This is a genomic window from Streptomyces sp. N50, from assembly GCF_033335955.1.
Taxonomy (GTDB): Bacteria; Actinomycetota; Actinomycetes; order Streptomycetales; family Streptomycetaceae; genus Streptomyces.
In genome coordinates this window covers 5,398,984-5,423,516 of sequence record NZ_CP137549.1, presented here as the reverse complement: position 1 = coordinate 5,423,516, position 24,533 = coordinate 5,398,984, and the positions used below count along the sequence as shown (strand labels likewise).

The following is a 24,533-nucleotide window of genomic DNA, read 5'->3' as shown; positions in this document are numbered from 1 at the left end:
CCCATGAGCATCGTCGTCACCGGAGCCACCGGACACCTCGGCCGTCACGTCGTGGAGCAGTTGCTGGAGAAGGTTCCGGCCGACCAGATCACCGCTGTCGTACGGACGCCGGAGAAGGCCGCCGACTTCGCCGAGCGCGGCGTGAAGATCGCGGTCGCGGACTACAACACCCCCGGAACCTTCGACACCGTCTTCGCCGCCGGCGACAAGGTGCTGCTGATCTCCGGCAACGAGTTCGACAAGGGCCGCGTCGAGCAGCACAAGGTCGTCATCGAGGCCGCCAAGGCCGCCGGTGTCGCCCTCCTCGCCTACACCAGCGCCCCCGGCCCCCTCGCCGCCGCCCTGGCCGACGACCACCGCGGCACCGAGGAGGCACTGCTGGCGTCCGGAGTGCCGTACGCCCTGCTCCGCAACGGCTGGTACAACGAGAACTACACCGAGAACCTCGCCCCCGTGCTGGAGCACAACGCCGTCGTGGCCGCCGCCGGTGACGGCCGGGTCTCCTCCGCGAGCCGCGCCGACTACGCCGCCGCCGCCGTCTCCGTACTGACCGGCGAGGGCCACGAGAACCAGACGTACGAACTGGGCGGCGACGAGGCGTGGAGCTTCGCCGAGTACGCGGCCGAGCTGAGCCGCCAGACCGGCAAGGAGATCGCCTACAACAACGTGCCCGGCGAGACGCTCGTCGGCATCCTCACCGGCGCCGGCCTGCCCGAGCCGTTCGCCGCGATCCTCGCCGGTGTCGACGCGTCCATCGCGCAGGGCCAACTGGTCGTCTCCACCGGCGACTTGTCCCGCCTGTCGGGCCGCCCGACCACGCCGATCAGCGAGTCGATCGCCATCGCGCTCAAGGGCTGACCCGCCCGCAGAAGGCCTCCCCCCTCTCAACATCGGGCGGGAGAGGCCACCCGTCGGACGCCCGCCCCTCCCCTGTCATGACCGTATGGCGATACGGCCATGACAGCCGGGCCCGCTCGGCGCTACCTTCGTGCTGGCCGCATCGACGCGGCAGGGCGCGTGCGAAGGAGGGGCCCGTGAGCGGGAAGCCGAGCGGGAAGCCGAAGGGCGAACAGCACCACATAGGACTGCTGAACGGCTTCGCGGCATACGGCATGTGGGGCCTGGTCCCGCTGTTCTGGCCGCTGCTCAAGCCCGCGGGCGCCGCCGAGATCCTCGCCCACCGCATGGTGTGGTCGCTGGCCTTCGTCGCCGTGGCGCTCCTGGTGATCCGGCGCTGGGCCTGGGCCGGTGAACTCCTGCGCCAGCCACGCAAGTTGGGCCTCGTCACGATCGCCGCGGCCTTCATCACCGTCAACTGGGGCGTCTACATCTGGGCCGTGAACAGCGGCCACGTCGTCGAGGCCTCCCTCGGCTACTTCATCAACCCCCTCGTCACCATCGCGATGGGCGTCCTGCTCCTGAAGGAGCGCCTGCGCCCGGCGCAGTGGGCCGCGGTCGGCGTGGGCCTGGCCGCCGTGATCGTCCTGGCGGTCGGCTACGGCCAGCCGCCCTGGATCTCCCTCACGCTCGCCTTCTCCTTCGCGACGTACGGCCTGGTGAAGAAGAAGGTCAACCTCGGCGGCATCGAGTCCCTGGCCGCGGAGACGGCGATCCAGTTCCTGCCGGCGCTCGCCTACCTGCTGTGGCTCGGCGCGCACGGCAAGGCGACCTTCGCCCAGGAGGGCGTCGGCCACGCCACCCTCCTCGCCTCCACCGGCATCGTCACCGCCCTCCCCCTCGTCTGCTTCGGCGCGGCGGCGATCCGGGTCCCGCTGTCGACCCTGGGCCTGCTCCAGTACCTGGCCCCGGTCTTCCAGTTCCTCCTGGGCATCCTGTACTTCCACGAGTCCATGCCACCCGCACGCTGGGCGGGCTTCGCGCTGGTGTGGCTGGCCCTCATCCTCCTGACGACGGACGCGTGGCGCACGGCGCGGAGGGGCAGGGCGGCGGCAGCGACGGCGGCGACGGCTCTCTCACTGGAGCGGTCCCCGGCCGGGAGTCCGAACCCGGCGGACACGGTGGAGGCATAGCCCAGCAGCCACACCCCACCGGTGCCAGAGTGAAGGGCATGACGACACCCACGCCCCTCCACTGGAAACTGGTCATCGACGCGGCCGACCCCCACGCCCAGGCGGACTTCTGGGCGGCCGCGCTCCACTACGAGCCCGAGGACAACAGCGCCCTCGTCCAACAGCTCCTGGAAATGGGCGCGTTGCCCGCGGCGGCGACCGTCGACTTCCACGGCCGCCCGGCCTTCCGCGACCTGATGGCCGTACGCCACCCCGACGACCCCTACGACAAGGACCGCGGCACGGGCCTGGGCCGCCGCCTCCTCTTCCAGCGCGTACCCGAGCCGAAAACCACCAAGAACCGCCTCCACCTCGACCTGCACCCGGGCCCGGACCACCGCGACGCCGAGGTGGAACGCCTCACGACCCTGGGCGCAAGCGTGTTGCGCCGGGTGACGGAACCGGCCGGCACCTGGGTCGTGATGACGGACCCCGAGGGCAACGAATTCTGCGTGGCCTAGAGCGCGGCCCTCACTCAGCGGCCCGACCAGCGGCCCGACGCGCACGCTCCGTGAGCCGCCCCATCCGGGCGCGAGCGGACTCCAGTTCCTCGATGTCCTCCACGGCGGGCCCGTCCTCGGCGGTGAGTTCGGTCCACAGGTCGATGAGGTCGCGGCCGAGGGCGAGGCCCTGCTCCGGGTCGCGTACCGCCCGCCAGGCCGTCGCCGCGCTCTGGACATTGCCGTAGGCGGCCTCCGCGTCATGTGCGCCGTGCCGGATGCGGGCGAGGTCGAGGGAGAGATGGAAGGCGCGGAGCGGGTCACCGGCCAAGTAGGCGATGTAGGCGGCGAGTTCACGCAACCGCAGCACCTCGGGGTGCTCAGGCCCGAGCGCCCCAGCCGCGTCCGCGACGGTCCGCTCCGCGAGCCCCGCCGCCTCGTCGATCCGCCCCGCCTTGACGGCGTCGTTGATCCGCACCATCGGCTCGATGAGAAACGCGGTCCCCGCACCGTCGGTCGTCACCGGTTCGTCCCCCAGCACGGCCTCGGCCACGGCGTCGAACCCGCGCGCGGGCGTCGGCTTGGGGTCGGGTTCCGGGGCGGTGAGGGCGAGGTCGGGAATCGGGATGGCGGCGGGACGAGGAGCGACTTCCGGAGTGACCGGCGGTGCATCCATGACCGGCGGTACATCCATGACCGGCGGTACATCCATGACCGACGGCACATCCGCGACCGGCGCCGAGTCCATCACCGGCGGCGGCCCGAACGCCCCCGTAGGCGCCTGGACGGACCCCAGCGGCGCACCCCCCTCGGCCGACTCCGGCACGGCGTGCAACGGGAACGTAGGCGCCGACTCCCCCACCGACTCGGGCACGGCCCGCAACGGAAAGGTAGGGACCACCTCCCCCTCCGCCCCCGGAACCGCCACCGCCCGCAGCCGATGAGTCACCGGATCCCCACTCGCCCCACGACCACTCTCAGCCTCCGGCTCCACGACATCCGCAGTCACAGCCGGCGGCAACGCGGGCGGAGGAGGAGGAAACCCAGCCGGAACAGCCGGGACAGCCGGGACAGCCGACGCCACCCCGTCCCCCCCGCCAACCATCGCCCAAGGCTCCGCCGAGAAGTGACTGGACCCGTCCGGATCGATCTGGAGCGGAACGACGTACCCGATCCGATCGTCGTGGATCGTCGCGCGCACGGGATGCCCCGTGGCCGAGGCGATGCGATGAAGGTGGCTCAGAACGGCCTGCTGGATCTCCTCCCCCGCGACGACCGCGACCGGCACTCCGCCGATCGACGCACCACCGGCGCCCGGCCCGTCCACGGGTACGCGTACCTCGAAAGGTGACGCGGCGGGTGCCGAGCGTGCGGCTCGCTTCTGTTCCCGCTTCTTCTCGCGGCTGAGTCGAGTCATCGGTTCCCTCACTCGCATGCGTCGGGGAGGCGGCCCGCGCTCCCCAGCGTCAAGATCCGTTCGTACGCGTACTGTTGAGTCTCGCCGTTCCCTTCAGGTTCTCAGGTCACCACGACGTCACAGCCTCGTCCCAGGAGTTCCGTGAAGACCGGCGGGGTCACGAGGGAGGAGCTCGGCCATGCAGACAGGTGGACGCCAGGGCCCGGAGATCTGGCTCCGCGGCCCGGTACCCCTACCACTGGACAACGGCCCGCACCCAGGGACACCGGGCCCCTCCAGTATCCCCACCGCCACCCCCCGCCGCCGCTTCTCCTGGGTGGCCACCCACGGCGGCACCGGCGTCACCACCCTCGCCTCGGTCTACGGCGGCCAGGACTGCGGCCGCGACTGGCCGGGCCCCGAGGACCCCCCGTCGATCCTCCTCGTCGCCCGCACACACGCCGCAGGCCTGGCCGCCGTGGCCCGCGCCCTGGAGGTCTTCCGCCGCGGCGAGGCACCAGCAGGGCTGGACCTGGACGCCGTAGTCCTCGTAGCGGACGCCCCCGGCCGCCTCCCCCGCCAGCTGGCCCCCCACGTCAGGGCCATCGAATCGGTGATCGACGTCTACCGCGTCCCCTGGGTCCCGGCCTGGCGCATCGGCGACCTGACCGGCCCCCCACCCCGAGAGACAGACCCCCTCTCCCGCCTGACAGGCACCACCCACACCCCATGACCCGGCCAGGGGCCCGGGCACACCCAGCACCCCCAAACACCAGCTCCCCCACCCCCTCAGGGGCGCGGGGAACTGCGCGACAAGCCCCCAAGCACCCGCACCCCGCAAACAACCGAACCCCCCACCCCCAACCCGGCCGCCCCCCCCAGCCCCCCAGCTCCCCCATGGACAGATGATTGCGCGCGCATATAATGCATACGACTACAACAACCGCGCGCCGATTACCCCTGGGGGACCCATGACCCGCCGCTTCCTCTTCGTCCTGGGCAGCGCCCGCCTCGACGGCAACACCGAACTCCTCGCCCGCAGGGCCGCCGAGCAGCTGCCTCCCGACGTCGAACAGGAGTGGATACGCCTCGCCGACCACCCGCTCCCCGACTTCCTGGACATCCGGCACGACGGAATCGTCGGAGCCGTCCAGCCCACCGAGAACGACACCGTCCGCAGGCTCCTCGACGCCACCCTCGCCGCGACGGACATCGTGATCGCCTCGCCGGTCTACTGGTACTCGCTCTCCGGTCTCACCAAGCGCTACTTGGACTACTGGTCGGACTGGCTGCGCGTACCCGGCGCGGACTTCAAGGCCACGATGGCCGGCCGCACGCTCTGGGGCGTCTCCGCGCTCGCCGACGACGAACCCGTGGTCGCCGACCCGGTGGTAGGCACGCTCAACAACTCCGCCGCCTACCTCAAGATGCGCTTCGGCGGAGTCCTGCTCGGCAACGGCAGCGCCCCCGACGACGTCCTGAAGGACACCGAGGCCCTGACCCGGGCGAAGACGTTCTTCACCCAGGAAGCCCCGCTCGCCCGCTTCCCCACGCCGTGATGTCCCACGCCGTGATGTCCTACGCCGTGATGTCCTTCGCCGTGAACCGCGCCCACGCCGCAGACCCGAACACCGCCGCGTACAGCGCCTGAAGGCCCAGGTTCTTCACCAGGTCGTCCCAGTACACGGGCTCACGCATGAGGTCGGCGAAGGACAGCCAGTAGTGGGAGAAGAAGTACGGCTGGAGCGCGTGCAGTTGAGGAATCTGATCAAGGATCTGAACGGTGATCAGCACCCCCACGGTAGTCGCCATCGCCGCGATCCCACTGCTGGTCATCGTCGAGATGAACAACCCCAGCGCGGCGATACCGACCAGAGACGCGGCAACGGCCAACGCGATCAACAGCGCCCGCCCCAACCCCTCCGCGAAACTGATCTGCGTACCCGAGATGGTCGTCAGATCCCCCAGCGGAAACAACAGCGCCCCGACCGTCAGCGCCGACAGCGCCACGACCAGGGTCGCCACCACACAGAACGTCAGCACAGTCGCGTACTTGGTGAGAAGCAACCGGGTCCGCCCGGCCGGAGCCACCAACAGATACCGCAGGGTCCCCGCGCTGGCCTCACCCGCGATCGCGTCACCGGCGACGACCCCGATGGCCATGGGCAGGAAGAAAGGAAGGGTCGCGGCCAGCGCGGTGAACACCAGGAACAGCCCGTTGTTGGTGATCTCCGCAATGAACGCAGGCCCACCACCACCCCCGTCCCCACGCTCGAGCCCGGACCCACCCTGCGTCTCCAGCTTGACCGCGACCCCGACCAGGATCGGCACGGCAGCCAGCACACCGAGCAACGCAAGCGTCCGCCACCGCCGGAACGTGGTGACCAGCTCGCTGCGCAACAGCCCGAACGTCCACATCAACCGCGGCGCCCGCACGGCGAGGTCAGCCCGCGACATCGAACCCCTCCCCCGTCAACGCCACGAACGCGTCCTCCAGAGAAGCCCGTTCAACCCCGAAGCCCCGCACCCGCACCCCGGCGGTCACCAACGCCTCGTTCACCTCGGCGAGTTCACGATCGGGCGGCTCCGCGGTCACCCGCTCCTCCGCCAGGACCACATCCGCCAGCCCCAGTTCCTTCAGCACCCGCGCCGCGTCCCCCGCATCAGGCGTGGTCACGAACAGCCGCCCCCGCGCCCCCGCCGCCAGCTCGGTCACCGACCCCTGCGTGATCAGCCGCCCCTGCGCCATCACGGCCGCATGCGTGCAGACCTGCTCGATCTCATCGAGCAGGTGCGAAGACAGAAAAACGGTCGTGCCGTCCGACGCCAACTCCCGGATCAGAGACCGGATTTCACGCATACCCTGCGGATCGAGCCCATTGGTCGGCTCGTCCAGAACAAGCAGCTCCCGAGGCTGAAGCAACGCGGAGGCAAGCCCCAACCGCTGCTTCATCCCCAGGGAGTAAGCCTTCGCCTTCTTACCGGCGGCGGCCGTCAGCCCCACCCGATCCAGCGCGGCGGCGACCCGGTCCCGCCGGGTACGCGGATCGGCGGTCGGATCGGCGGCGTCGTAACGAAGCAGGTTGTCGCGCCCGGAGAGAAACCCGTACAGAGCGGGCCCCTCGATCAGAGCGCCCACGCGCGGCAGAACCGTACGCACGGACCGGGGCATGGGCCGCCCCAGCACACGGGCCGTGCCGGACGTGGGTTCGATCAGCCCCATCAGCATGCGGATGGTGGTGGTCTTGCCCGAGCCGTTGGGCCCGAGGAAGCCGAAGACGCTGCCCGCCGGGACGGTCAGGTCGAGACCGTCCACGGCGAGCTGACCGCCGCGGAAGCGCTTGGTGAGACCGCGGGTGGCGATGATGCCGTCACCCGCGTCCGCCTGTTCCGGCGCTTCAGCGGACGGTCCGCCCATAGACTCCCTCAATTCACCGTGCCCACAAGGAACTTACTTGGCCGCGTCCGCGGCCTTGACCAGCGCGCTCTTGGTGACAGCCCCGACATACACCTTGCCGTCGTCCGTGATCAGGGCATTGACCAGCCGGGTCGAGAACACCGTCCCCTTGCCGAAGTCGCCCTTCACCTGGTCACCGAGCGAGTTCAGGAACCCACCGAGGTCACCGCCGCCGGACGAGGAGCCGCTCGGAACACCCTGGCCGCCGGTCTCGAAGACGGCGATGGAGTTCCAGCCCTTGCCGATGACCGTGGGCTCGTCGGCGCCCTTGCCGAGGCCCTTGTCGGACTTGCCGGCCTTGCCGGAGTGATCCGGCGCCGGAGCCGCCTTGCTCGCGCTGTCCTCCGTGGTGACCTTCGCGCCCTTGGGCGTCTTGAAGTCGAAGGTCGAGGCGGCCGGCTTGGCAAGGCTGAGCTGAGTGAAGCCGACATCGACGACAGCCGCGCCGCCGCTCGCCGGGGTGAGCGTGAACTTGAGCGGCAGACCGGTCTTCGCGTCCACCGCGACGCTGATCGTGCCGACCGTCGTACCGGTCTGCTTGGGCTTGATCAGCAGCTTGTAGGCGTCCCGCCCGGCAACATGCTCCGTGCCGTCGACCGTGACGGACGTCGTGTCGTCGACCGACTTCAGCGCCTCGTCGGTGAGGCCCTTGGGCGTGGCCCGGGTCTCGTCGCTCTTCGACGCGTCGGCGGCCGTCGTGCCGTGGAAGACCTCGTTCGTCTTGCTGTCGTAGCCCCAGACGTCCTTGCCGTTGTGGATGAGGCTGTACTCCGCCGCGTTCTCCAGGAGCGACACCTTCTGCTTGTCGGGGCCGTCGGCCGCGACGCGCAGGGTGTGGGTACCGGTCGCCAGCTCGGTGAGCTTGGTGGTCGGGTCGGCGGAGGAGCCGTCGCCGGACTTCGTGGCGCCGGAGAGCATGCCGCTCTCCAGGCCGCCGAGGTCGGGCAGGCCGAGGTCCGTGCTGATCTTCACCGTGCCGGACAGCTGCTGGACGTCCGACTTGGCGATCTTGTTGATGAGCTGCTCGGCGGTGACCTTCGGAAGGTTCGGGTCGCCGGAGTCGGCGAGCGCCGGGACCAGTCCGATGGTCGCGGCCGCCACCCCCACCACGGTGACCGGGACGATGTACCGCGCCGCCCTGCGCCGCCCGGCCCGGAGCTCGTCGCGCTCTCCGGTGTCCGTGCTGTCGTCGGTTTCGTACGGTGCCATGTCTGCCTTACCTCCGTCGTCGGCGGCGGCCAACCCGTTCTGTACTCGTCCCACCCTGAGCCGCCATTCTCACCCGAATCGGTGAGGAGTGGTGTTTTCCGTGTTCTCCATCTGACCAAATCGGCGAGAGATAAGCGTCAGACCCGGGAGGCAACTCCACGTACTCCTGCGGTATGACACCCGGAGGCGGCGCCTCCCCGAACCCCTAGGGGGAAGACGCCGCCCGCGCACGGCAGTTGACCGGGACAGGCCAGGACGACCGCACCCCCGATCCCCTCCACGTCACACGCATCGCATCGCATCGCATCGAGTAATAAACGGCGCGAATCCGTACTTATGGGTGGCACCACACCGCATCGACCAAAGGGGTCGCCATGCACGCCACCACCCATCACCTCACCGGATACGCGGCCACGGGCGCCGCGATCCTGACCCTCACACTCGCCGGCTGCGGAAGCAGCGGCAGCAACGGAACCGGCGGCAGCAGCGGCTCCGCCGCCATGCCGGCCGCGGCCACCACCGGGACGACCCTCATGACCGCCAAGGTCGCCAAGGTCGGCACCGTCGTGACCGACAGCAAGGGGTACGTCCTCTACCGCTTCGACGCGGACTCCGCCCACCCGACGAGGATCAGCTGCTACGGCACCTGCGCGGTCGTCTGGCCCGCCGCGACCGCCAAGGGCTCCATCACCGTCAAGGGCATCGACAAGAGCCTCGTCTCCACGGCGAAGCGCTCCGGCGGAGCCTCACAGCTCACGCTCGCCGGCTGGCCCCTCTACCGCTACGCCAAGGACGACAAGCCCAAGGAGGCCCACGGCCAGGGCGTGGACGGCACCTGGTGGGCCGTGACACCCACCGGAGCGAAGGCCATGACCGCCGCCTCCGGCACGAGCACGGGAGGCAGCGGCTACTGACGGGCCTCAGCCCGCCCGGTGCACCACCGCGTCGCACATCTCCAGCAGGGCGACCTTGGCGTCGCACTCGGGGAGCGGAGCGAGCGCCGCGCGGGCGTCCTCCACGTAGCGGACGGTGTCGCGGCGGGCCTGCTCCAGGGCCGGGTGGACGCGGAGCCGGGCGAGGGCCTCGGCGTGCCGGGCGTCGTCCGTGAGGTCGGAGTCGAGCAGCTCGCACAGGGCGATGTCCTCGGCGAGACCGAGGCGCTCCGCCCGCTCGCGGAGCAGCAGCACCGGCAGCGTGGGGATGCCCTCGCGCAGGTCCGTGCCCGGGGTCTTGCCGGACTCCTCCCCGTCGGAGGCGATGTCCAGGACGTCGTCGGCGAGCTGGAAGGCGACGCCGAGGCGCTCGCCGTACTGGGTGAGGACGTCCACGACCGTGTCGTCGCAGCCGGACATCATCGCGCCGAAGCGGCACGCGACCGCGACCAGGGAGCCGGTCTTGCCGCCGAGCACGTCGAGGTAGTGCTCGACCGGGTCGCGCCCGTCGGAGGGTCCCGCGGTCTCCAGGATCTGGCCGGTGACCAGCCGTTCGAACGCCTCGGCCTGCACCCGCACCGCCTCGGGGCCGAGGTCGGCCAGGGTGTGCGACGCGCGCGCGAACAGGAAGTCGCCGGTGAGGACCGCGACCGAGTTGCCCCAGCGGACGTTGGCGCTCTCCACCCCGCGCCGTACGGTCGCCTCGTCCATGACGTCGTCGTGGTACAGCGTGGCGAGGTGGGTCAGCTCGACGACCACGGCCGAGGGCACGACACCCGGCGCGTACGGATCGCCGAACTGCGCGGCGAGCATCACGAGGAGCGGCCGGAACCGCTTCCCGCCCGCGCGCACGAGGTGCTGGGCGGCCTCCGTGATGAAGGGGACCTCGCTCTTGGTGGCTTCGAGCAGACCCTCCTCGACGGCCGTCAATCCGGCCTGGACATCGGCTTCCAGAGCCTGGTCCCGCACGCTCAGCCCGAACGGCCCGACGACGGTCACGAGGGGTCTCCTGTCTGCTGGTGTCCCTGGGCGGTCACACGGTTTGTCGATAGGTCGCTGGCATCACTCAAGTCAGCGTATCCGGTCAGCTTTCGATCACCCATGCCGCCCACCCGTCCAGCACGGGCGGTATCGGATCACGACCGGTATGTTTTTGATCACCTGATAAGAACGGATATCTATCGACTTACGCGGAAGTAGTGGATGGTGTCTCGAACCGCGCTCGAAGCCCAGCCCGACAACGAACCGCCCCCCGAGGACGACCACGCCTTCTTCGGCCAGCCCAGGGGCCTGCTCACGCTCTCCGGGCTCGAGGTCTGGGAGCGGTTCTCGTTCCTCGGCATGCAGGCCATCCTCGTCCTCTACTTCGCGGATACCGTCGCGCACGGCGGCATGGGCATGTCGTCCGGAACGGCCGCGTCCGTGTCGGCAGCCTACGGAACGCTGGTCTATCTCGTCTCGGTCGCGGGCGGCTGGCTCGCGGACCGCATCCTCGGCTCGTACCGCGCGGTGCTGTGGGGCGGCATCCTGATCGCCTGCGGGCACTACGCGATGGCGGTCCCCACCCCCACGATGACCTGGGTCGGCCTCGGCCTGATCAGTGCCGGCACCGGCCTGCTCAAGCCCAACGTGGCCACCATGGTCGGCAAGCTCTACCGCACCGCCGACGAGCGCCGGGACGCCGGTTTCGCGCTCTACTACATGGCGATCAACATCGGTGCCTTCGCGGGCCCGCTGATCACCGGCTGGCTCGGCGACCACAAGGGCTGGCACTGGGGTTTCTCGGCGGCCGCGGTCGGCATGACCTTCGGGCTCATCCAGTACGTCGCGGGCCGCCGTCACCTGGCCGGTCGCAGGAACACCGCGGAGTTCGCGCTCGCGCCGGACGCGCTGCGCCGCGCGGTGAAGCTGATCGTCGTAGGCATCCTGGCGGCCGCCGTGCTCGCGACCTGCCTGGCCCTCGCCGGCTGGCTCACGATGGGCCGCTTCGTCGACCTGCTCACCGTCATCTCGGTCGTCGCGCCCGTCGTGTTCTTCACGGTGATGTTCACGAGCCCGCGCGTGACCCCCGAGGAACGCGGCCGCCTGCGCCCGTACATCGTGCTGTTCCTGGCCTCCACGGTCTTCAACTTCATTCTCTTCCAGGCCTATTCGACGATGATGCTGCTGGCCGCGTCGAACGCCGAGACCACCATCCTCGGCTTCGACTTCCCCGCCAGCTGGTACGCGAGCGCGCTCGGCGCCTTCGAGGTCGGGCTCGCGCCCGTGGTCGCCGCGCTCTGGGTCCGCATGGGCCGCCGCCAGCCGCACGCCTCCAACAAGATCGCGATCGGCGTCGTGCTCGGCGGCCTCTCCTTCCTGCTGATGGTCCTGCCGACCAGCGGGCACAGCGGCGACGCCTACCGCATGTCCGCCTGGTGGATCGTCGGCTCGTACTTCCTGCTCGGGCTCGGCGACATCCTCCTGGAGACCTCCGGCATGTCGGCCACCACGAAGCTCGCCCCGGCCGCCTTCTCCAGCCAGACCATGTCCCTCTGGTTCCTGTCCCTCGCCCTCGCGAACGGCATCCAGGCCCAGACGGTGAAGCTCTACGACGACGTCTCCAAGCCGGCCTACTTCGGCGTCAACGGCGCGATCGCGGTGGCCGCGGGCCTCGCGGTGATGGCCGCCGCGCCGTGGCTGCGCCGCACCATGCACCCGGTCCACTGAACCTGCGGGGTCCCTCATGCGCATCCGTACGTCCTTCCCCCACGAGACGACCCACGAGGACATCCGCATCCCGATGCCCGACGGAACACGCCTCTACGCGCGCGTGTGGCGCCCGGTGACGGACGAACCCGTCCCCGCGCTCCTCGAATACCTCCCGTACCGCCTGACCGACTGGACCGCGCCCCGGGACGCCCAGCGCCACCCCTGGTACGCGGGCCACGGCTACGCCTCCGTCCGGGTCGACGTACGCGGGCACGGCAACAGTGAGGGTGCCCCCGGCGACGAGTACGACGCCCAGGAACTCGCCGACGGCGTGGAAGTCGTCAACTGGCTTGCCGCGCAGCCCTGGTGCACCGGCAGGATCGGCATGTTCGGCATCTCCTGGGGCGGCTTCAACTCCCTCCAGATCGCCGCCCTCGCACCGGAGCCCCTGAAGGCGATCGTCACCGTCTGCTCCACCGACGACCGCTACGACAACGACGTGCACTACATGGGCGGTTCGGCCCTCGCCGTCGACCTGCACGCCTGGGCGGCCACCATGCTCGCCTTCGTCGCCCGCCCGCCGGACCCCGAGTACGCGGGCCTGGTCTGGCGCGACCTGTGGCTCAAACGCCTCGAACAGATCGACCCGTTCATCCACACCTGGCTCGCCCACCAGCTCCGCGACGACTACTGGAAGCACGGCAGCGTCTGCGAGGACTACGGCGCGATCGACGCGGCCGTCCTCGCGGTCGGCGGCTGGCACGACCCGTACCGCGACACGGTCCTCCGGCTCGTCGAACACCTCCCGGCGGACCGCGTACGCGGCCTGATCGGCCCCTGGTCCCACCAGTACCCGGACCGCGGCCTCCCGCCCGGCCCCGCGATCGGCTTCCTCCAGGAGACCCTCCGCTGGTGGGACCAGCACCTCAAGGGCATCGACACGGGAGTCATGTCGGACCCCCTCCTACGGGCCTACGTCAGCGACTCCCACCCCCCGGCCACGGTCTACGACACCCTCCCGGGCCGTTGGGTCGGCGAACCCGCGTGGCCCTCGCCGCACGTGAAGACGACGACGTACGGCCTCCGGGGCGCCCCTGTCCTGGTCCGCTCCCCCATGCACACCGGTGTGGACGCGGGCCGTTTCTTCCCCTTCGGCAACGACGCCGATCTGCCGCCGGACCAGCGGGACGAGGACGCGCGGTCGGCCTGCTTCGAGTTCGAGGTACCGGCCGAGACGTGGGTGCTGGGGCGGCCGCGGGTACGGCTGCGGCTGACGTGTGAGGTACCGCGCGGGCAGGTGATCGCCCGGCTCTGCGATGTCGCCCCGGACGGTTCGTCGACCCTGGTCACCCGGGGCGTGCTCAACCTGTCGGCGCGGCACGGGCGGGACCGGGCGGTGCCGTGGACCCCCGGGGCCACCGAGGACGTGACCTTCGAGCTGAACGGCATCGGGCACGCGTTTCCGCCGGGGCATCGGATCCGGCTCGCGGTGTCGTCGGCGTACTGGCCGTGGATCTGGCCGCAGCCGGAGTCTTCGGCGGGGTTCACGCTGGACCCGGAGGGGAGTGCGCTCGAACTCCCGGTTCGGGAGCAGGAGTTGTCGGAGGATATTCGGTTCGAGGAGCCGGAGGAAGCCGAGCCGCTCGGGGTCAACTACCCGGCCACGCTGGACGAACCGCGGCCCGAGCGGCTGGTCCTGCGGGATGTGGCGAAGGGTGAGTGGCGGCTCGAAGTCGACCCTCGGTACGGCGGCACGCGCGTGTATCCGGACGGGTTGGAGTTCACCGAGGACGCGTTGGAGACGTACACGATCGACGAGTCCGACCCCTTGTCCGCGCGCACCCTCTCGGAGTGGTCGATCCGGCTGCACCGGCCGGAGCTGGGGTGGGACACGAGCGTGCGTACGCGGTCGGAGATTACTTGCGACGAAACGGACTTTCTTACCTCAAACGAGGTGATCTGCACCGAGGGTGGAGAAGTGATCTTCCACCGCACTTGGGAGAAAAGGATTCCGAGAACTGCCAGTTGAGGGCGAATGCCCGATTTGCCGTTCTTAATCCTCCCGTGAGTTGGGTCACGCGTTTCTGTGCGTGACCTGTGTCCTGGTCTGCCCGCGTTTTCCCTTACGGCATTTGACAGTTGACCCTTGGCTCGCGCAAAGGATCAAGTGCCCCATACGCCTCAGACCAAGGTCAATAGGGGTTAGGTGTGATTCCGCCACTTGTTCCGGACATGTGCTCTCGCATAGTTTCCCGGCCTGTCGAGCGGAACGCCGAATCCTGCCGCCGCCCGGCATCCCAGTCACGAACTTCTCGCACGGCAGGAGCGGGGGAACCAGGTAAGTCGCCGGGCCGGTCGTCTCGACCGGAACGGCTTGGGGTTAAGTCACGTCCGCAAGGGCCTGGCCGGGCACCTCCCAGCCCGAACCCGACAGCTCACCTCGCAGGCGACGGAGAGGAACCTCGTCATGCCTGCAACCGCTCAGTCCCGCCGCGCCCGCCTCGTCCGCCGTGTCGCCATCGCCGGTACCGGTGTCGCGATCCTCGCGCTGCCTGTCGTCGGGGCGACCACCGCGTCCGCGGCCACCACCGCCTCGACCACCACCGCCGGGTACTCCAACACCCTGGACGGGTGGATCCGGGAGTCGCTCGCGATCATGGCGCAGAAGGGGATTCCGGGTACGTACAACGGGATCTACCGGAATGTGATCCGTGAGTCTTCCGGTAACCCGTACGCGATCAACAACTGGGACTCCAACGCGGCGGCCGGTACGCCGTCGAAGGGGTTGCTTCAGGTGATCGACCCGACGTTCAACGCGTATCACGTTGCCGGGACTTCGTTTGATCCGTATGACCCGGTTGCGAACATCACGGCTGCTTGTAACTACGCGGCGGCGGTGTACGGGTCTATCGACAACGTTTACGGGGCTTACTAGAAACTGTTGGATCAGCCACGACTGGTTGTGTTTTGAGTGACACCGCCGTCGTGGCTGGTCGCGCAGTTCCCCGCGCCCCTAAAAGCCCTCGCTGAGGAGTCTTTCGAGTACCAGGGCGATTCCGTCGTCCTCGTTCGACGACGTCACCTCGTCCGCGACTGCCTTGAGTTCGGGGTGGGCGTTGGCCATCGCCACTCCGTGTGCTGCCCAGTCGAACATGGGGATGTCGTTCGGCATGTCGCCGAAGGCGATGGTGTCGGACGGGGTCAGGCCCAAGTGGCGGGCCGCCAGGGCCAGTCCCGTCGCCTTGGTGATGCCGAGTGGCTGGAGTTCGACGGTGCCGGGGCCCGACATGGTGACCGAGGCCAGGGAACCGACCACCGAGCGGGCCGTGGAGGCCAACTCGTCGTCCTCCAGGGCCGGGTGACGGAGCAACACCTTGCTGATGGGTTCGCACCAGAGGTCGTCCCGTCGGCCCACCCGTACCGCCGGGAGCGTGGGGTGCGGCATCAAGTAGCCGGGCTCGATCAGGGTGAGGCCGTCCACGCCGTCCTGGTCCACCGCCGCGTACACCTGGCCCACCTCCGCCTCGATCTTGCCGAGCGCGGTCTCCGCCAACTCCCGGTCCAGGGTGACCGACCAGAGCAGACGGTCCGCGCCGGCGTCGTACAACTGCGCGCCCTGTCCGCACACCGCGAGCCCCCTGGAGCCGAGGTCTTCGAGCAGCGGTCGCACCCTCGGGGCCGGCCTGCCGGTGACGACGAGGTGCCGGGCGCCGGCCTCCGCCACCCGCCGCAGTACGGCGCGGGACCGGTCGGAGAGTGTGTCGTCGCCGCGCAGCAGCGTTCCGTCCAGGTCGGTGGCGATCAGTGCATATGCGAGGGGTGCGGCCATGATCAGAGAATACGGATGGAACGCCCCACCGACTCGACACGAACCGGACGGCTGCTGCCTTCACATGCGTTGACCCGAGTTCCGGTTGGTTTGACAATGACGACCGTTATGCCGACTCCCGTACCACCAGTTCCGTAGGCAGAATCACGCCCGCCGTGTCCTCGCCGGCGATCTGGGCGAGGAGCATCCTCACCATCTCGGCGCTGATGCGGTCGTAGGGCTGGCGCATGGTCGTCAGGGCCGGGGTGATGGACGTGGCCGCCGCCGAGTCGTCGAAGCCTCCGACAGCGATGTCATCCGGGACCGAACGGCCGCACTGCTGAAGGGTGTTGACCACCCCGAGGGCCATCAGGTCGGACGCCACGAAGACCGCGTCTATGTCCGGGGCCTGGGCGAGGAGGCGTCGGGCCGCTTCCTCGCCGCCCGTGCGGCGGTAGTCGCCCTCCACGACGAGGGTCGGGTCGTGCGGGAGGCCTGCCTCGGTGAGGACGTCCCTGTAACCCGCCAGGCGGTCGGGGCCGCCCGGTGCGTCGAGCGGGCCGGTGACCATGCCGATGCGGCGGCGGCCGCCGGCGATGAGGTGGCGGACCATCTCCTGGGCGCCGTCGCGGTCGGCTGCGGCCACGTAGCTGTATTTGGAGGCCGTTCCCAGCGGCTTGCCGCAGGCCACCAACGGGATTCCCGCGTCCCGGAGTTCGGCCGCGACCGGGTCTCCGCTGTGGTTGGAGACGAGGAGGACGCCGTCCACGTGGCCCGAGGTGATGTACCGGGTCAGGCGGCGGCGTTCGTCCTTCGACGAGGCCAGCATCAGCAGGAGCGGGATGTCGTGGCGGGCCAGGTGTTCGGTGCAACCCCGCAGCAGGACATTGAAGTTGGGGTCCTCGAAGAACTTCTCCTGCGGCTCGGTGAGGAGGAACGCCACCGAGTCCGAGCGCCCGGTGCTCAGGGAACGGGCGTGCCGGTTGACGACGTAGCCCGTCTTCCTGATCGCCGTCTCCACGGCGGTGCGCGCGGCGGGCGAGACGTAGTGACCGCCGTTCAGGAACCGTGAGACGGTCCCCCGGGAGACCCCTGCCTCCCGGGCCACGTCGTGGATGGTGGGCGGTTTGCGGCGTCCGTTCGGACTGGTGGTCATGGTCCTCGTTCTGCCGGTTCAGGTGCGGTGGGGGGAGGCACTGCGCTCAGCTCACTAATTGCCTCAAGCCTTGACCGATCCGCTCAGGAGGTCCAGGGACCAGAACCGCTGGATCACCAGGAACAGTGCGATCAGCGGCAGGATCGCGAGGAAGCAGCCCATGATGACCAGGGTGTAGAGCGCCGGTTGGGAGGCGCCCTGGTTGAGCAGGGTGTAAAGGCCCAGTGTGATCGGGAACTTGGTGTCGTCCGCGAGCATCACGAACGGCAGCAGGAAGTTGTTCCAGATGCCGACGAACTGGAACAGGAACACCGTGATGAGGCCCGGCATCATCATCGGCACCGCGATCCGCGAGAAGATCCGCCACTCGCTCGCGCCGTCCATACGGGCCGCTTCGAGGAGTTCGTTGGGGACGGACGCGGCCGCGTAGATACGGACGAGGTAGACGCCGTAGGGGGAGAGGATCGACGGGAGGAGCATCGACCAGTACGAGTCGGCCAGGCCCATCTTCGACAGGAGGAGGTACTGGGGGACTGTCAGCACGATGCTCGGGACCAGGACGCCGGCCAGCATCAGCTTGAAGACGAACTCCCGTCCCCTGAAGGCGAATCGGCCCAGTGCGTAGCCGCCGGCGGCCGAGACCGCGGCGGAGAGCAGCGCGCCGAAGCCCGCGTAGAAGAGGGAGTTGGCCATCCACTGCCAGTAGATGCCGTCGCGGTAGGAACTCAGCTCCTTGAAGTTGTCGGCGAAGCCGGAGCCGGGGGCGAAGGTGAACGTGGAGAAGAGTTCGCCGCGGCCCTTGCTGGCCGCGATGACCACCCAGACCACGGGGATCAGGCAGTACAGGGAGCCGAGGATCAGGACGAGGGTCGGCACCCACGCCGTGCGCTTCGGCTTGCTCAGGCCCGGGCGGGCGTCGGTGGCGGTGAGGGTGAGGGGGGTCATGCCCGGTCCTCCCGGGTGTAGCGGTCGGAGACGCGCAGCAGCGTGAAGGAGAGCGCGAAGGTCGCCAGGGCCAGCACCACGGCGGTGGCGGAGGCGCCGTAGATGTCCGACCTGAGGAAGGCGGCGTCGTAGATGGCCATCAGCGGACTCCAGGAACTGGAGAGGCCGTTGGTCAGCGGCTTGAGGGCCATGGGCTCGGTGAAGACCTGGAGCGTGGCGATGACGGAGAAGAAGAACGTGAGCACGAGGGAGGGCAGCACGATCGGGATCTTGATCCGCAGGGCGATCTTCAGGTCGGACGCGCCGTCGATGCGGGCGGCCTCGTAGATCTCCTGCGGGATCGAGCGCAGGGCGGTGTAGATGACGATCATGTTGAAGCCCGTGCCGCCCCACACCGCGATGTTCGCGAAGGAGAGGTACAGGTTGCCGCCGTCGAACAGGTCCGGCTGCGGGAGATTGAACTCGCGGAGCAAGTAGTAGAAGGGGCTGACCGTCGGGAGGTAGAGGAAGCCCCACATCAGGGCCGCGATGATGCCGGGCACGGCGTACGGCAGGAAGATCGCGAGGCGCGCGAACTTGGCGCTGCGCGCCCGCGGGGTGTCCAGCATCAGCGCGAAGACCAGCGCCAGACCGAGCATCGTGGGGATGACGATCAGGCCGTAGCCGAAGGCGCGCAGGACGCTGTGGCCGAACTCGGAGTCGTTCAGGACGTCGGTGTAGTTGCCGATGCCGTTCCAGACCTGCTGACGGGCGCCCTTGCCGAGGCCGATGCCCTTGACCTGGACCTTGTGGAGACTGAGCCACACCGCGTACCCGATCGGTACGACGGTGAAGGCGGCGAACAGGAGCACGGCCGGTACGAGGAACCAGTACGGCGCGCTGCGGCCACGGCGACGGAGGCGGCGGGGGCGGACGGGTGTGGCGGTGCCGTCCGCCAAGGGCCCGGCCGCGAGCCGGTCGGAGCCCTTGAGCGGAGTGCTGGTCATGCCTCGGTCACCTTGAAGCCCTGCTTCTTCATGTCGGTGAAGGTCGACGACTGCATGGTCGCGAGCGCGGTGTCGAACTGCGCCGCCTTCTTCGCCTTGGTGGCCTTGCCGAACGCGTCGCTGAAGGTGTCGTAGGCGACCTGGACGTTCGGGCCCCAGGCGGACGCGGCCGTGGTCGCGGCGATCTTGGCGGCCGTGTCGTAGAAGTCGGACTGGTTCGAGAAGAACTCCGGGGTGGTGAGCACCGAGCCGGACTGGCCCTTGGTGGCCGCCGGGTAGATGGAGACCTCCTTGACCAGGGCGGCGAGCGCCTCCGGGTCGGTGTTCAGCCAGGTGGCGAACTTGGCCGCGGCCTCGGCGTGCTTGGAGTCGGTGGAGACGCCGGTGGAGGAGCCGCCCCAGCTGCCGGTGACGTCCTCGCCCGCGCTCCACTGCGGCAGCGGCGCCATGCGCCACTTGCCCTTGGTGTCGGGGGCCGAGCTGACGAGCACACCGGGCGCCCACACGGCGGAGACCCAGGCGATGTTGGTGCCCTTGTTCAGCGCGTTGTTCCAAGCCGGCGTGTACATCGGCTGGTTGTCGATCACGCCCTCCTGGACGAGACCGCCCCAGAAGTCGGTGACCTTCTTCGTGGCCGCGTCGTCGATGCCGACGGTCCACTTGCCGCCGCTCTCCACGGTCCACCACTTGGCACCGGCCTGCTGCGCCAACCCCGCGAACAATCCGGGGTCGTTGGAGGAGAACGTCGTCAAGTAGGCGTTCGGGAGTGCCTTCTTGGCGGCGCGGGCGGTCTTGGCGAAGTCGTCCCAGGTGGCGGGGACCGTCAGGTCGTGCTGCTTGAACAGGTCCTCGCGGTAGAAGAACATCAGCGGCCCGGAGTCCTGCGGTATCGCGTACACCGCGTCCGTGCCGAGCGTGACCATGCCCCAAAGGCCCTCGGCGAACTGGGACTTGGCGGACTTGGCGTACTTCGAGATGTCCGCGAGGACGTCGTTCGAGACCAGCGTCGGCAGCGACTGGTACTCGACCTGGATGAGGTCGGGGGCGTTGCCCGCCTTCTTCGCGGTGATCAGCTTGGAGACGATGTCCTTGCCGGCGGCCTGCTTGGAGACGGTGACCGTGATGTCCGGGTTCTTCTTGTTCCAGATCGCGGCGACCTTCTCCATGTTCGGCGCCCAGGCCCAGTAGGTCAGCTTCACCGGCCCGCTGCTCTTGCCGGAGTCGTCGTCGGAACCGCCGCAGGCGGCGAGGGTGCCGGTGAGGCCGATGGCTGCTGCCCCGGCAAGGATGCCGCGCCTGCTCAACTGGTGGCGGTAGATCGACATGTTCATCTCCCCTGACTGAGTGCGAGCCGGTCCCCGATGTCCCATCGGAGGTCCCGCATGCCCCGCACGGCTCTGTGACCGTGCACAGTAGAGAATTGTTTCGGACCCTTGTCAATGGATGAACCGTGGGGTTACCTACTTGTTGCTGACGGATGGACGTCGCAACCATCCATGTGCACGATCACAGAAACACCTGACTTTTCCCTCCGATCCCCGGGAGTGAACCCATGCCGTCCCCCGCCCCCCACGACCGTCTGCCGCTCGCCTTCGGAGGTGACTACAACCCCGAGCAGTGGCCGCGGGAGGTCTGGGAGGAGGACGTACGGCTGATGCGGGAGGCCGGGGTCACGGCGGTCTCGCTCGGCGTCTTCTCCTGGGCCCGGCTGGAACCGCGCCCGGGCGAGTACGACTGGGAGTGGCTCGACACGGTGATGGGCCTGCTGCACGGGGCGGGCATCGCCGTGAACCTCGGCACGCCGACGGTCGTACCGCCGGCGTGGTTCTACCGCGCGCACCCCGACGCGCTCCCGGTGACGCGCGAAGGCGTGCGCCTGGCCTTCGGCTCGCGGGGCGCGATATGCCACTCGAACCCCGAGTACCGGGCGGCGGCGGCCACGATCACCACGGCGCTCGCCGAGCGCTACGGCAGCCACCCGGCGGTGGTCCTGTGGCACGTCCACAACGAGTACGGCGCCCCGGTGCTCGCCTGCTACTGCGACGTTTGCGCGGCGGCTTTCCGCGACTGGCTGCGCGTGCGCCACGGCACGCTCGACGCCCTCAACCAGGCCTGGGGAACGGCGTTTTGGGGCCAGCAGTACGGCGACTGGGAGGAGATCACTCCGCCCCGGGCCACCCCTTCCGTATGCAATCCCACCCAGCAACTCGACTACCGCCGCTTCGCCGACGCCCAGGCCCGCGCCAACTTCTGTGCCGAGCGCGACATCCTGCACCGCCTCTCCCCCGGGGTCCCCGTCACCACCAACTTCATGGTCGCGCCGAGCCAGGGCCAGGGCGTCGACTACTGGGCTTGGGCCAAGGAGGTCGACCTCGTCACCAACGACCACTACCTGATGACGGACGGCCGCCGTACGCACGTGAACCTGGCGCTGGCCGCCGACTTGACGCGTTCGGTGGCGGGCGGGGGTCCGTGGCTGCTGCTGGAGCACGCCACGTCCGGGGTCAACTGGCAGCCGTACAACCCCGCGAAGCGTCCCGGTGAGATGGCGCGGAACTCACTCGGGCACGTGGCGCGCGGTTCCGAGGGCGCGATGTTCTTCCAGTGGCGGCAGTCGCAGTCGGGCGCGGAGAAGTTCCACACCGCGATGCTGGCGAACTCCGGTACGGACAACCGGGGTTGGCGCGAGGTGACCGAACTCGGCCGCAGGGTCGGGGAGTTGAGCCGGGCCGGTCTGCGGGGCACGCGGACCCGGGGTGACGTGGCGATGGTGTGGTCCTGGGACTCCTGGTGGGCGCAGAGCCTGGAGTGGCGGCCGAGCCAGGACCTGGACGCGCGGGAACGGTTGGACTCGTTCTACGAGGCCCTGTACGACCGGCACTTGACGGTGGACTTCGTGCCGCCGACGGGGCTCGGCGACCTGGACCCGGAGCGGTATCCGCTGCTGGTGGTACCGCAGTTGTACGCGGCGCCGGCCGGAGTGGGGGCGGACCTGGAACGGTACGTCTCGCGGGGCGGAACCCTGCTGGTCTCCTTCTTCTCCGGGATCGTCGACGAGAACGACACGTTGCATCCGGGCGCGTATCCGGGGGCGTTGCGGGATGTACTCGGGCTGACCGTCGAGGAGTTCGATCCGCTGCTGCCGGGTGAGGTGGTGTCGGTCCGGGGGGCGGACGGGGCGTCGTACGAGGCGGATCTGTGGTCCGAGGTCGTGGTTCCGGGTGCGGGTTGCGAGACGGTCGCGGTGTTCGCCGATGGGCGTACGGCGGGTGGGCCCGCGCTGACCCGGTACGCGCTGGGGTCGGGAGCCTCCTGGTACTTGGCGACGCGGTTGACGGGCGCCGACCTGGCCGCCGTCGTCGACCTCGCCCTCGCGGACGCGGGGATCACGCCGGTCGATCTGCCGCGCGATGTCGAACTCGTCGTACGGGAGGGCGAGTCGGGGACGTTCCGCTTCGCGGTGAACCACACCGGGGGCGAGGTGAAGGTGGTGCTGCCGGACGGGAGCCGGGCGGCGGTACCGGCGGGCGGGGTGGAGGTCTTCCACACCCCGCGCTGATCAACTCCCGTGTTGTGGAACTCAGTTACTCCTACTTCTTTCTGTCAGTGAAGGGAAACTTCGTGATGCGCAGACGCAGTGTTCTTACGGCGGCGGGGGCGGCGGCACTCGCGGTGCCGGTGTTGGGCGCGGCACCGGCCGTGGCGAGTACCGGGGGCGGGTCGGACCGGCGCCGGCTGGAGATCCGGGGGATGGACATCTCGTCGCTCCCCAAGGACGAGGCGCACGGGGCGGTTTACCGCCGGGCTGACGGCCGCCGGGACGACCCGATCCGCATCCTGGCCGACGCGGGTGTGACGCACGCGCGCCTCAAGGTGTGGGTGAACCCGGCCGACGGTTACAACAACAAGAAGCACATCCTGCCGTTGGCGAAGCGGTTGCGCCGGGCGGGGATCGGCATCTGGGTCGACTTCCACTACTCCGACACCTGGGCCGACCCGTCCCACCAGGCCAAGCCGGCGGCCTGGGCGGACCTGGACGTGGCGGGCCTGACGCGCGCGGTCTACGACCACACGGCCGACGTCCTGGGTGCGCTGCGCCGCCAGGGCACCCCGGCGGACCTGGTCCAGATCGGCAACGAGATCAACGGCGGGCTGCTCTGGCCCACCGGCAAGAACTGGGGTGACGACGGCGGGGGTTGGGGCAACCTGACGACGTTCCTGAAGGCCGGCCTGAACGCCGCCCGCGACACCACCCCGCGTATCCGCACGATGCTCCACATCGCCTCCGGCGGCGACAACGGCACGTCCCGCTGGTGGTACGACAACGTGGTCGCCGACGGCGTCGACTTCGACATCATCGCCCAGTCGTACTACCCGTTCTGGCACGGCGCCCCGGAGGCCGCGGCGGCCAACTTGGCGGATCTCGCGGCCCGTTACGACAAGCCGGTGCTGATCGCGGAGACGGCGTACCCGTTCACGCTGGAGAGCGAGGACGCGACGAACGACATCATGTACGACCCCTCGCAGCTGACGGCGGGCTACCCGGCGACCCCGGCCGGCCAGGCGGCGTGGCTCCGCACGGTGGCCGACCTGATGGCGAACGTTCCCGGCGACAAGGGCCTGGGCTACTGCTATTGGGAAGGCGTCTGGACGTACCGGGCCGGTGACGGCTGGGACCCGACCGACCCGACCTCGGGCAACGCGTGGGAGAACCTCGCCCTGTTCGACTTCGACGACAAGGCGCTGCCGGGGTTGAGGACGCTGGGCCGCTACCGGTCGTAGTACCGCTGCACGGTCGTACGGCGGAGGGCACGGGGCGAGTGTCCACAGCGAGCCGGGGCGAGCCGGAGCGAGCCGAGGTGAGCCGGAGCGAGCCGGAGCGGCTCAGGGCTGAACAGGCTGGCCGGCAGGCCGGGTTGGGTCATAGTGCGTGCGGGCGAACGCGTCGTTCGCACGGTGGACGGTGTCGGGTGCAGGCGGCGCCGGCCACACGCTGAGGACGTGCTCCTCCACCGGGGTGTCACCTTCGTGCGCGTCGCCTTCATCGCGTCCACGCGTCTGGACCCGGACGCGATACCAACCCGCCCCGCCCACCGCGAAGTTCCCGGCGTCCCGCTGGACCTCACCGGCCCACTGGAACAGCCGCAGCATGCCGCTCGTGCTGCAGATGCTCACGTCGACCACGGTCTCCCACTCCTCACCCGGCAGCGGGGGTTCGTCCGCGCACTGCCGGGTGGTCAGGCGTATGAAACCGGTGTGCGTGCCCGACCGCACCGTGAGGTGTTCCGGGCCCCCTGCCGCCAGGCTGTTCCCCGCATGGATCCGCCTGACCGTGTCGGCGTCGTCGTACACACTGAGAAATTCGTCGCCCTGAAGGTAGTACTGGCTGTAGGCGACGAACATGCGATCCGAAGTCCACGTCGTGTAGCGCATTCACCGGATCA

Annotated in this window: 24 protein-coding genes and 1 riboswitch; of the genes, 13 read left to right on the top strand and 11 right to left on the bottom strand. The window is 69.5% G+C overall.

Features of this window, described 5'->3' with window-relative positions:
- The first annotated feature begins 3 nt into the window (after positions 1-3).
- The 3 genes from R2B38_RS24335 to R2B38_RS24325 all read left to right on the top strand — a co-directional run bounded on the left by R2B38_RS24335 (position 4) and on the right by R2B38_RS24325 (position 2,530).
- Entirely contained in the window at positions 4-858 is an 855-nt protein-coding gene (locus R2B38_RS24335; protein ID WP_318018160.1) for an SDR family oxidoreductase, read from the top strand.
- A 176-nt stretch (positions 859-1,034) separates the two neighbouring features.
- Positions 1,035-2,030, top strand: a complete 996-nt coding sequence (gene rarD, locus R2B38_RS24330; protein WP_318018159.1) for an EamA family transporter RarD — start codon at positions 1,035-1,037, stop codon at positions 2,028-2,030.
- Positions 2,031-2,068: 38 nt separating this feature from the next.
- On the top strand, positions 2,069-2,530 hold the full coding sequence (locus tag R2B38_RS24325; protein WP_318018158.1) for a VOC family protein: 462 nt from the start codon (positions 2,069-2,071) through the stop codon (positions 2,528-2,530).
- Between the two features lie 10 nt (positions 2,531-2,540).
- On the opposite strand, the gene R2B38_RS24320 is transcribed toward R2B38_RS24325, so the two are convergent.
- Positions 2,541-3,185, bottom strand: coding sequence for a hypothetical protein (locus R2B38_RS24320; protein WP_318018157.1), 645 nt, complete (start codon positions 3,183-3,185; stop codon positions 2,541-2,543).
- A gap of 34 nt (positions 3,186-3,219) precedes the next feature.
- Between R2B38_RS24320 and R2B38_RS24315 the strand changes: the two genes are divergently transcribed.
- The 4 genes from R2B38_RS24315 (at position 3,220) to R2B38_RS24300 (ending at position 5,464) form a co-directional block, all read left to right on the top strand.
- Positions 3,220-3,453: a hypothetical protein gene (locus tag R2B38_RS24315; protein WP_318018156.1), complete on the top strand. Its 234-nt coding sequence runs from the start codon at positions 3,220-3,222 to the stop codon at positions 3,451-3,453.
- Positions 3,454-3,737: 284 nt separating this feature from the next.
- Positions 3,738-3,860, top strand: coding sequence for a hypothetical protein (locus tag R2B38_RS24310; RefSeq protein WP_318018155.1), 123 nt, complete (start codon positions 3,738-3,740; stop codon positions 3,858-3,860).
- A gap of 244 nt (positions 3,861-4,104) precedes the next feature.
- Positions 4,105-4,638 (top strand): DUF6668 family protein, encoded by a 534-nt coding sequence (locus R2B38_RS24305; protein ID WP_318018154.1) that lies wholly within the window; start codon positions 4,105-4,107, stop codon positions 4,636-4,638.
- A gap of 238 nt (positions 4,639-4,876) precedes the next feature.
- Entirely contained in the window at positions 4,877-5,464 is a 588-nt protein-coding gene (locus R2B38_RS24300; protein WP_318018153.1) for an NAD(P)H-dependent oxidoreductase, read from the top strand.
- Between the two features lie 19 nt (positions 5,465-5,483).
- On the opposite strand, the gene R2B38_RS24295 is transcribed toward R2B38_RS24300, so the two are convergent.
- The 3 genes from R2B38_RS24295 to R2B38_RS24285 are packed head-to-tail and all read right to left on the bottom strand — an operon-like array spanning position 5,484 to position 8,571.
- Positions 5,484-6,362, bottom strand: a complete 879-nt coding sequence (locus R2B38_RS24295; RefSeq protein WP_318018152.1) for an ABC transporter permease — start codon at positions 6,360-6,362, stop codon at positions 5,484-5,486.
- Positions 6,349-7,323: an ABC transporter ATP-binding protein gene (locus tag R2B38_RS24290; RefSeq protein WP_318018151.1), complete on the bottom strand. Its 975-nt coding sequence runs from the start codon at positions 7,321-7,323 to the stop codon at positions 6,349-6,351. The genes R2B38_RS24295 and R2B38_RS24290 overlap by 14 nt, the downstream gene beginning before the upstream one ends.
- A gap of 33 nt (positions 7,324-7,356) precedes the next feature.
- Positions 7,357-8,571 carry a LolA family protein gene (locus R2B38_RS24285; RefSeq protein WP_318018150.1) on the bottom strand — a complete coding sequence of 405 codons (1,215 nt, stop codon included), beginning with the start codon at positions 8,569-8,571 and terminating at the stop codon, positions 7,357-7,359.
- Between the two features lie 374 nt (positions 8,572-8,945).
- On the opposite strand from R2B38_RS24285, the gene R2B38_RS24280 reads away from it, so the two are divergent.
- Positions 8,946-9,485, top strand: coding sequence for a hypothetical protein (locus tag R2B38_RS24280; RefSeq protein WP_318018149.1), 540 nt, complete (start codon positions 8,946-8,948; stop codon positions 9,483-9,485).
- Positions 9,486-9,491: 6 nt separating this feature from the next.
- Here R2B38_RS24280 and R2B38_RS24275 read toward each other — a convergent pair whose 3' ends face one another.
- A complete protein-coding gene (locus tag R2B38_RS24275; protein WP_318018148.1) occupies positions 9,492-10,502 on the bottom strand; it encodes a polyprenyl synthetase family protein in 1,011 nt (336 codons plus the stop codon).
- A 204-nt stretch (positions 10,503-10,706) separates the two neighbouring features.
- On the opposite strand from R2B38_RS24275, the gene R2B38_RS24270 reads away from it, so the two are divergent.
- From R2B38_RS24270 to R2B38_RS24260, 3 genes are all read left to right on the top strand, one after another.
- Complete coding sequence (locus tag R2B38_RS24270; RefSeq protein ID WP_318018147.1) at positions 10,707-12,212, top strand: peptide MFS transporter; 1,506 nt, start codon at positions 10,707-10,709, stop codon at positions 12,210-12,212.
- Positions 12,213-12,228: 16 nt separating this feature from the next.
- A complete protein-coding gene (locus tag R2B38_RS24265; RefSeq protein WP_318018146.1) occupies positions 12,229-14,223 on the top strand; it encodes a CocE/NonD family hydrolase in 1,995 nt (664 codons plus the stop codon).
- A 231-nt stretch (positions 14,224-14,454) separates the two neighbouring features.
- Positions 14,455-14,656: riboswitch (cyclic di-AMP (ydaO/yuaA leader) on the top strand.
- 5 nt (positions 14,657-14,661) lie between these two features.
- A complete protein-coding gene (locus R2B38_RS24260) occupies positions 14,662-15,129 on the top strand; it encodes a transglycosylase SLT domain-containing protein (protein ID WP_318018145.1) in 468 nt (155 codons plus the stop codon).
- 78 nt (positions 15,130-15,207) lie between these two features.
- Here the strand turns inward: R2B38_RS24260 and R2B38_RS24255 are convergent, their stop codons facing one another.
- The 5 genes from R2B38_RS24255 to R2B38_RS24235 all read right to left on the bottom strand — a co-directional run bounded on the left by R2B38_RS24255 (position 15,208) and on the right by R2B38_RS24235 (position 20,420).
- Positions 15,208-16,023 (bottom strand): HAD family hydrolase, encoded by an 816-nt coding sequence (locus R2B38_RS24255; protein WP_318018144.1) that lies wholly within the window; start codon positions 16,021-16,023, stop codon positions 15,208-15,210.
- A 106-nt stretch (positions 16,024-16,129) separates the two neighbouring features.
- A complete protein-coding gene (locus R2B38_RS24250; protein WP_318018143.1) occupies positions 16,130-17,158 on the bottom strand; it encodes a LacI family DNA-binding transcriptional regulator in 1,029 nt (342 codons plus the stop codon).
- A 63-nt stretch (positions 17,159-17,221) separates the two neighbouring features.
- Positions 17,222-18,103, bottom strand: a complete 882-nt coding sequence (locus R2B38_RS24245; RefSeq protein WP_318018142.1) for a carbohydrate ABC transporter permease — start codon at positions 18,101-18,103, stop codon at positions 17,222-17,224.
- Positions 18,100-19,089, bottom strand: coding sequence for a sugar ABC transporter permease (locus R2B38_RS24240; RefSeq protein ID WP_318018141.1), 990 nt, complete (start codon positions 19,087-19,089; stop codon positions 18,100-18,102). The genes R2B38_RS24245 and R2B38_RS24240 overlap by 4 nt, the downstream gene beginning before the upstream one ends.
- A complete protein-coding gene (locus R2B38_RS24235; RefSeq protein ID WP_318018140.1) occupies positions 19,086-20,420 on the bottom strand; it encodes an ABC transporter substrate-binding protein in 1,335 nt (444 codons plus the stop codon). Before R2B38_RS24235 ends, R2B38_RS24240 begins: the two co-directional genes overlap by 4 nt.
- A gap of 221 nt (positions 20,421-20,641) precedes the next feature.
- Here R2B38_RS24235 and R2B38_RS24230 point away from each other — a divergent pair, with 221 nt between their 5' ends.
- Both R2B38_RS24230 and R2B38_RS24225 read left to right on the top strand, forming a co-directional pair.
- Entirely contained in the window at positions 20,642-22,648 is a 2,007-nt protein-coding gene (locus tag R2B38_RS24230) for a beta-galactosidase (RefSeq protein WP_318018139.1), read from the top strand.
- Positions 22,649-22,713: 65 nt separating this feature from the next.
- A complete protein-coding gene (locus R2B38_RS24225; protein WP_318018138.1) occupies positions 22,714-23,871 on the top strand; it encodes an arabinogalactan endo-1,4-beta-galactosidase in 1,158 nt (385 codons plus the stop codon).
- 102 nt (positions 23,872-23,973) lie between these two features.
- Here the strand turns inward: R2B38_RS24225 and R2B38_RS24220 are convergent, their stop codons facing one another.
- Positions 23,974-24,522, bottom strand: coding sequence for a hypothetical protein (locus R2B38_RS24220; protein WP_318018137.1), 549 nt, complete (start codon positions 24,520-24,522; stop codon positions 23,974-23,976).
- Positions 24,523-24,533: the final 11 nt, after the last annotated feature.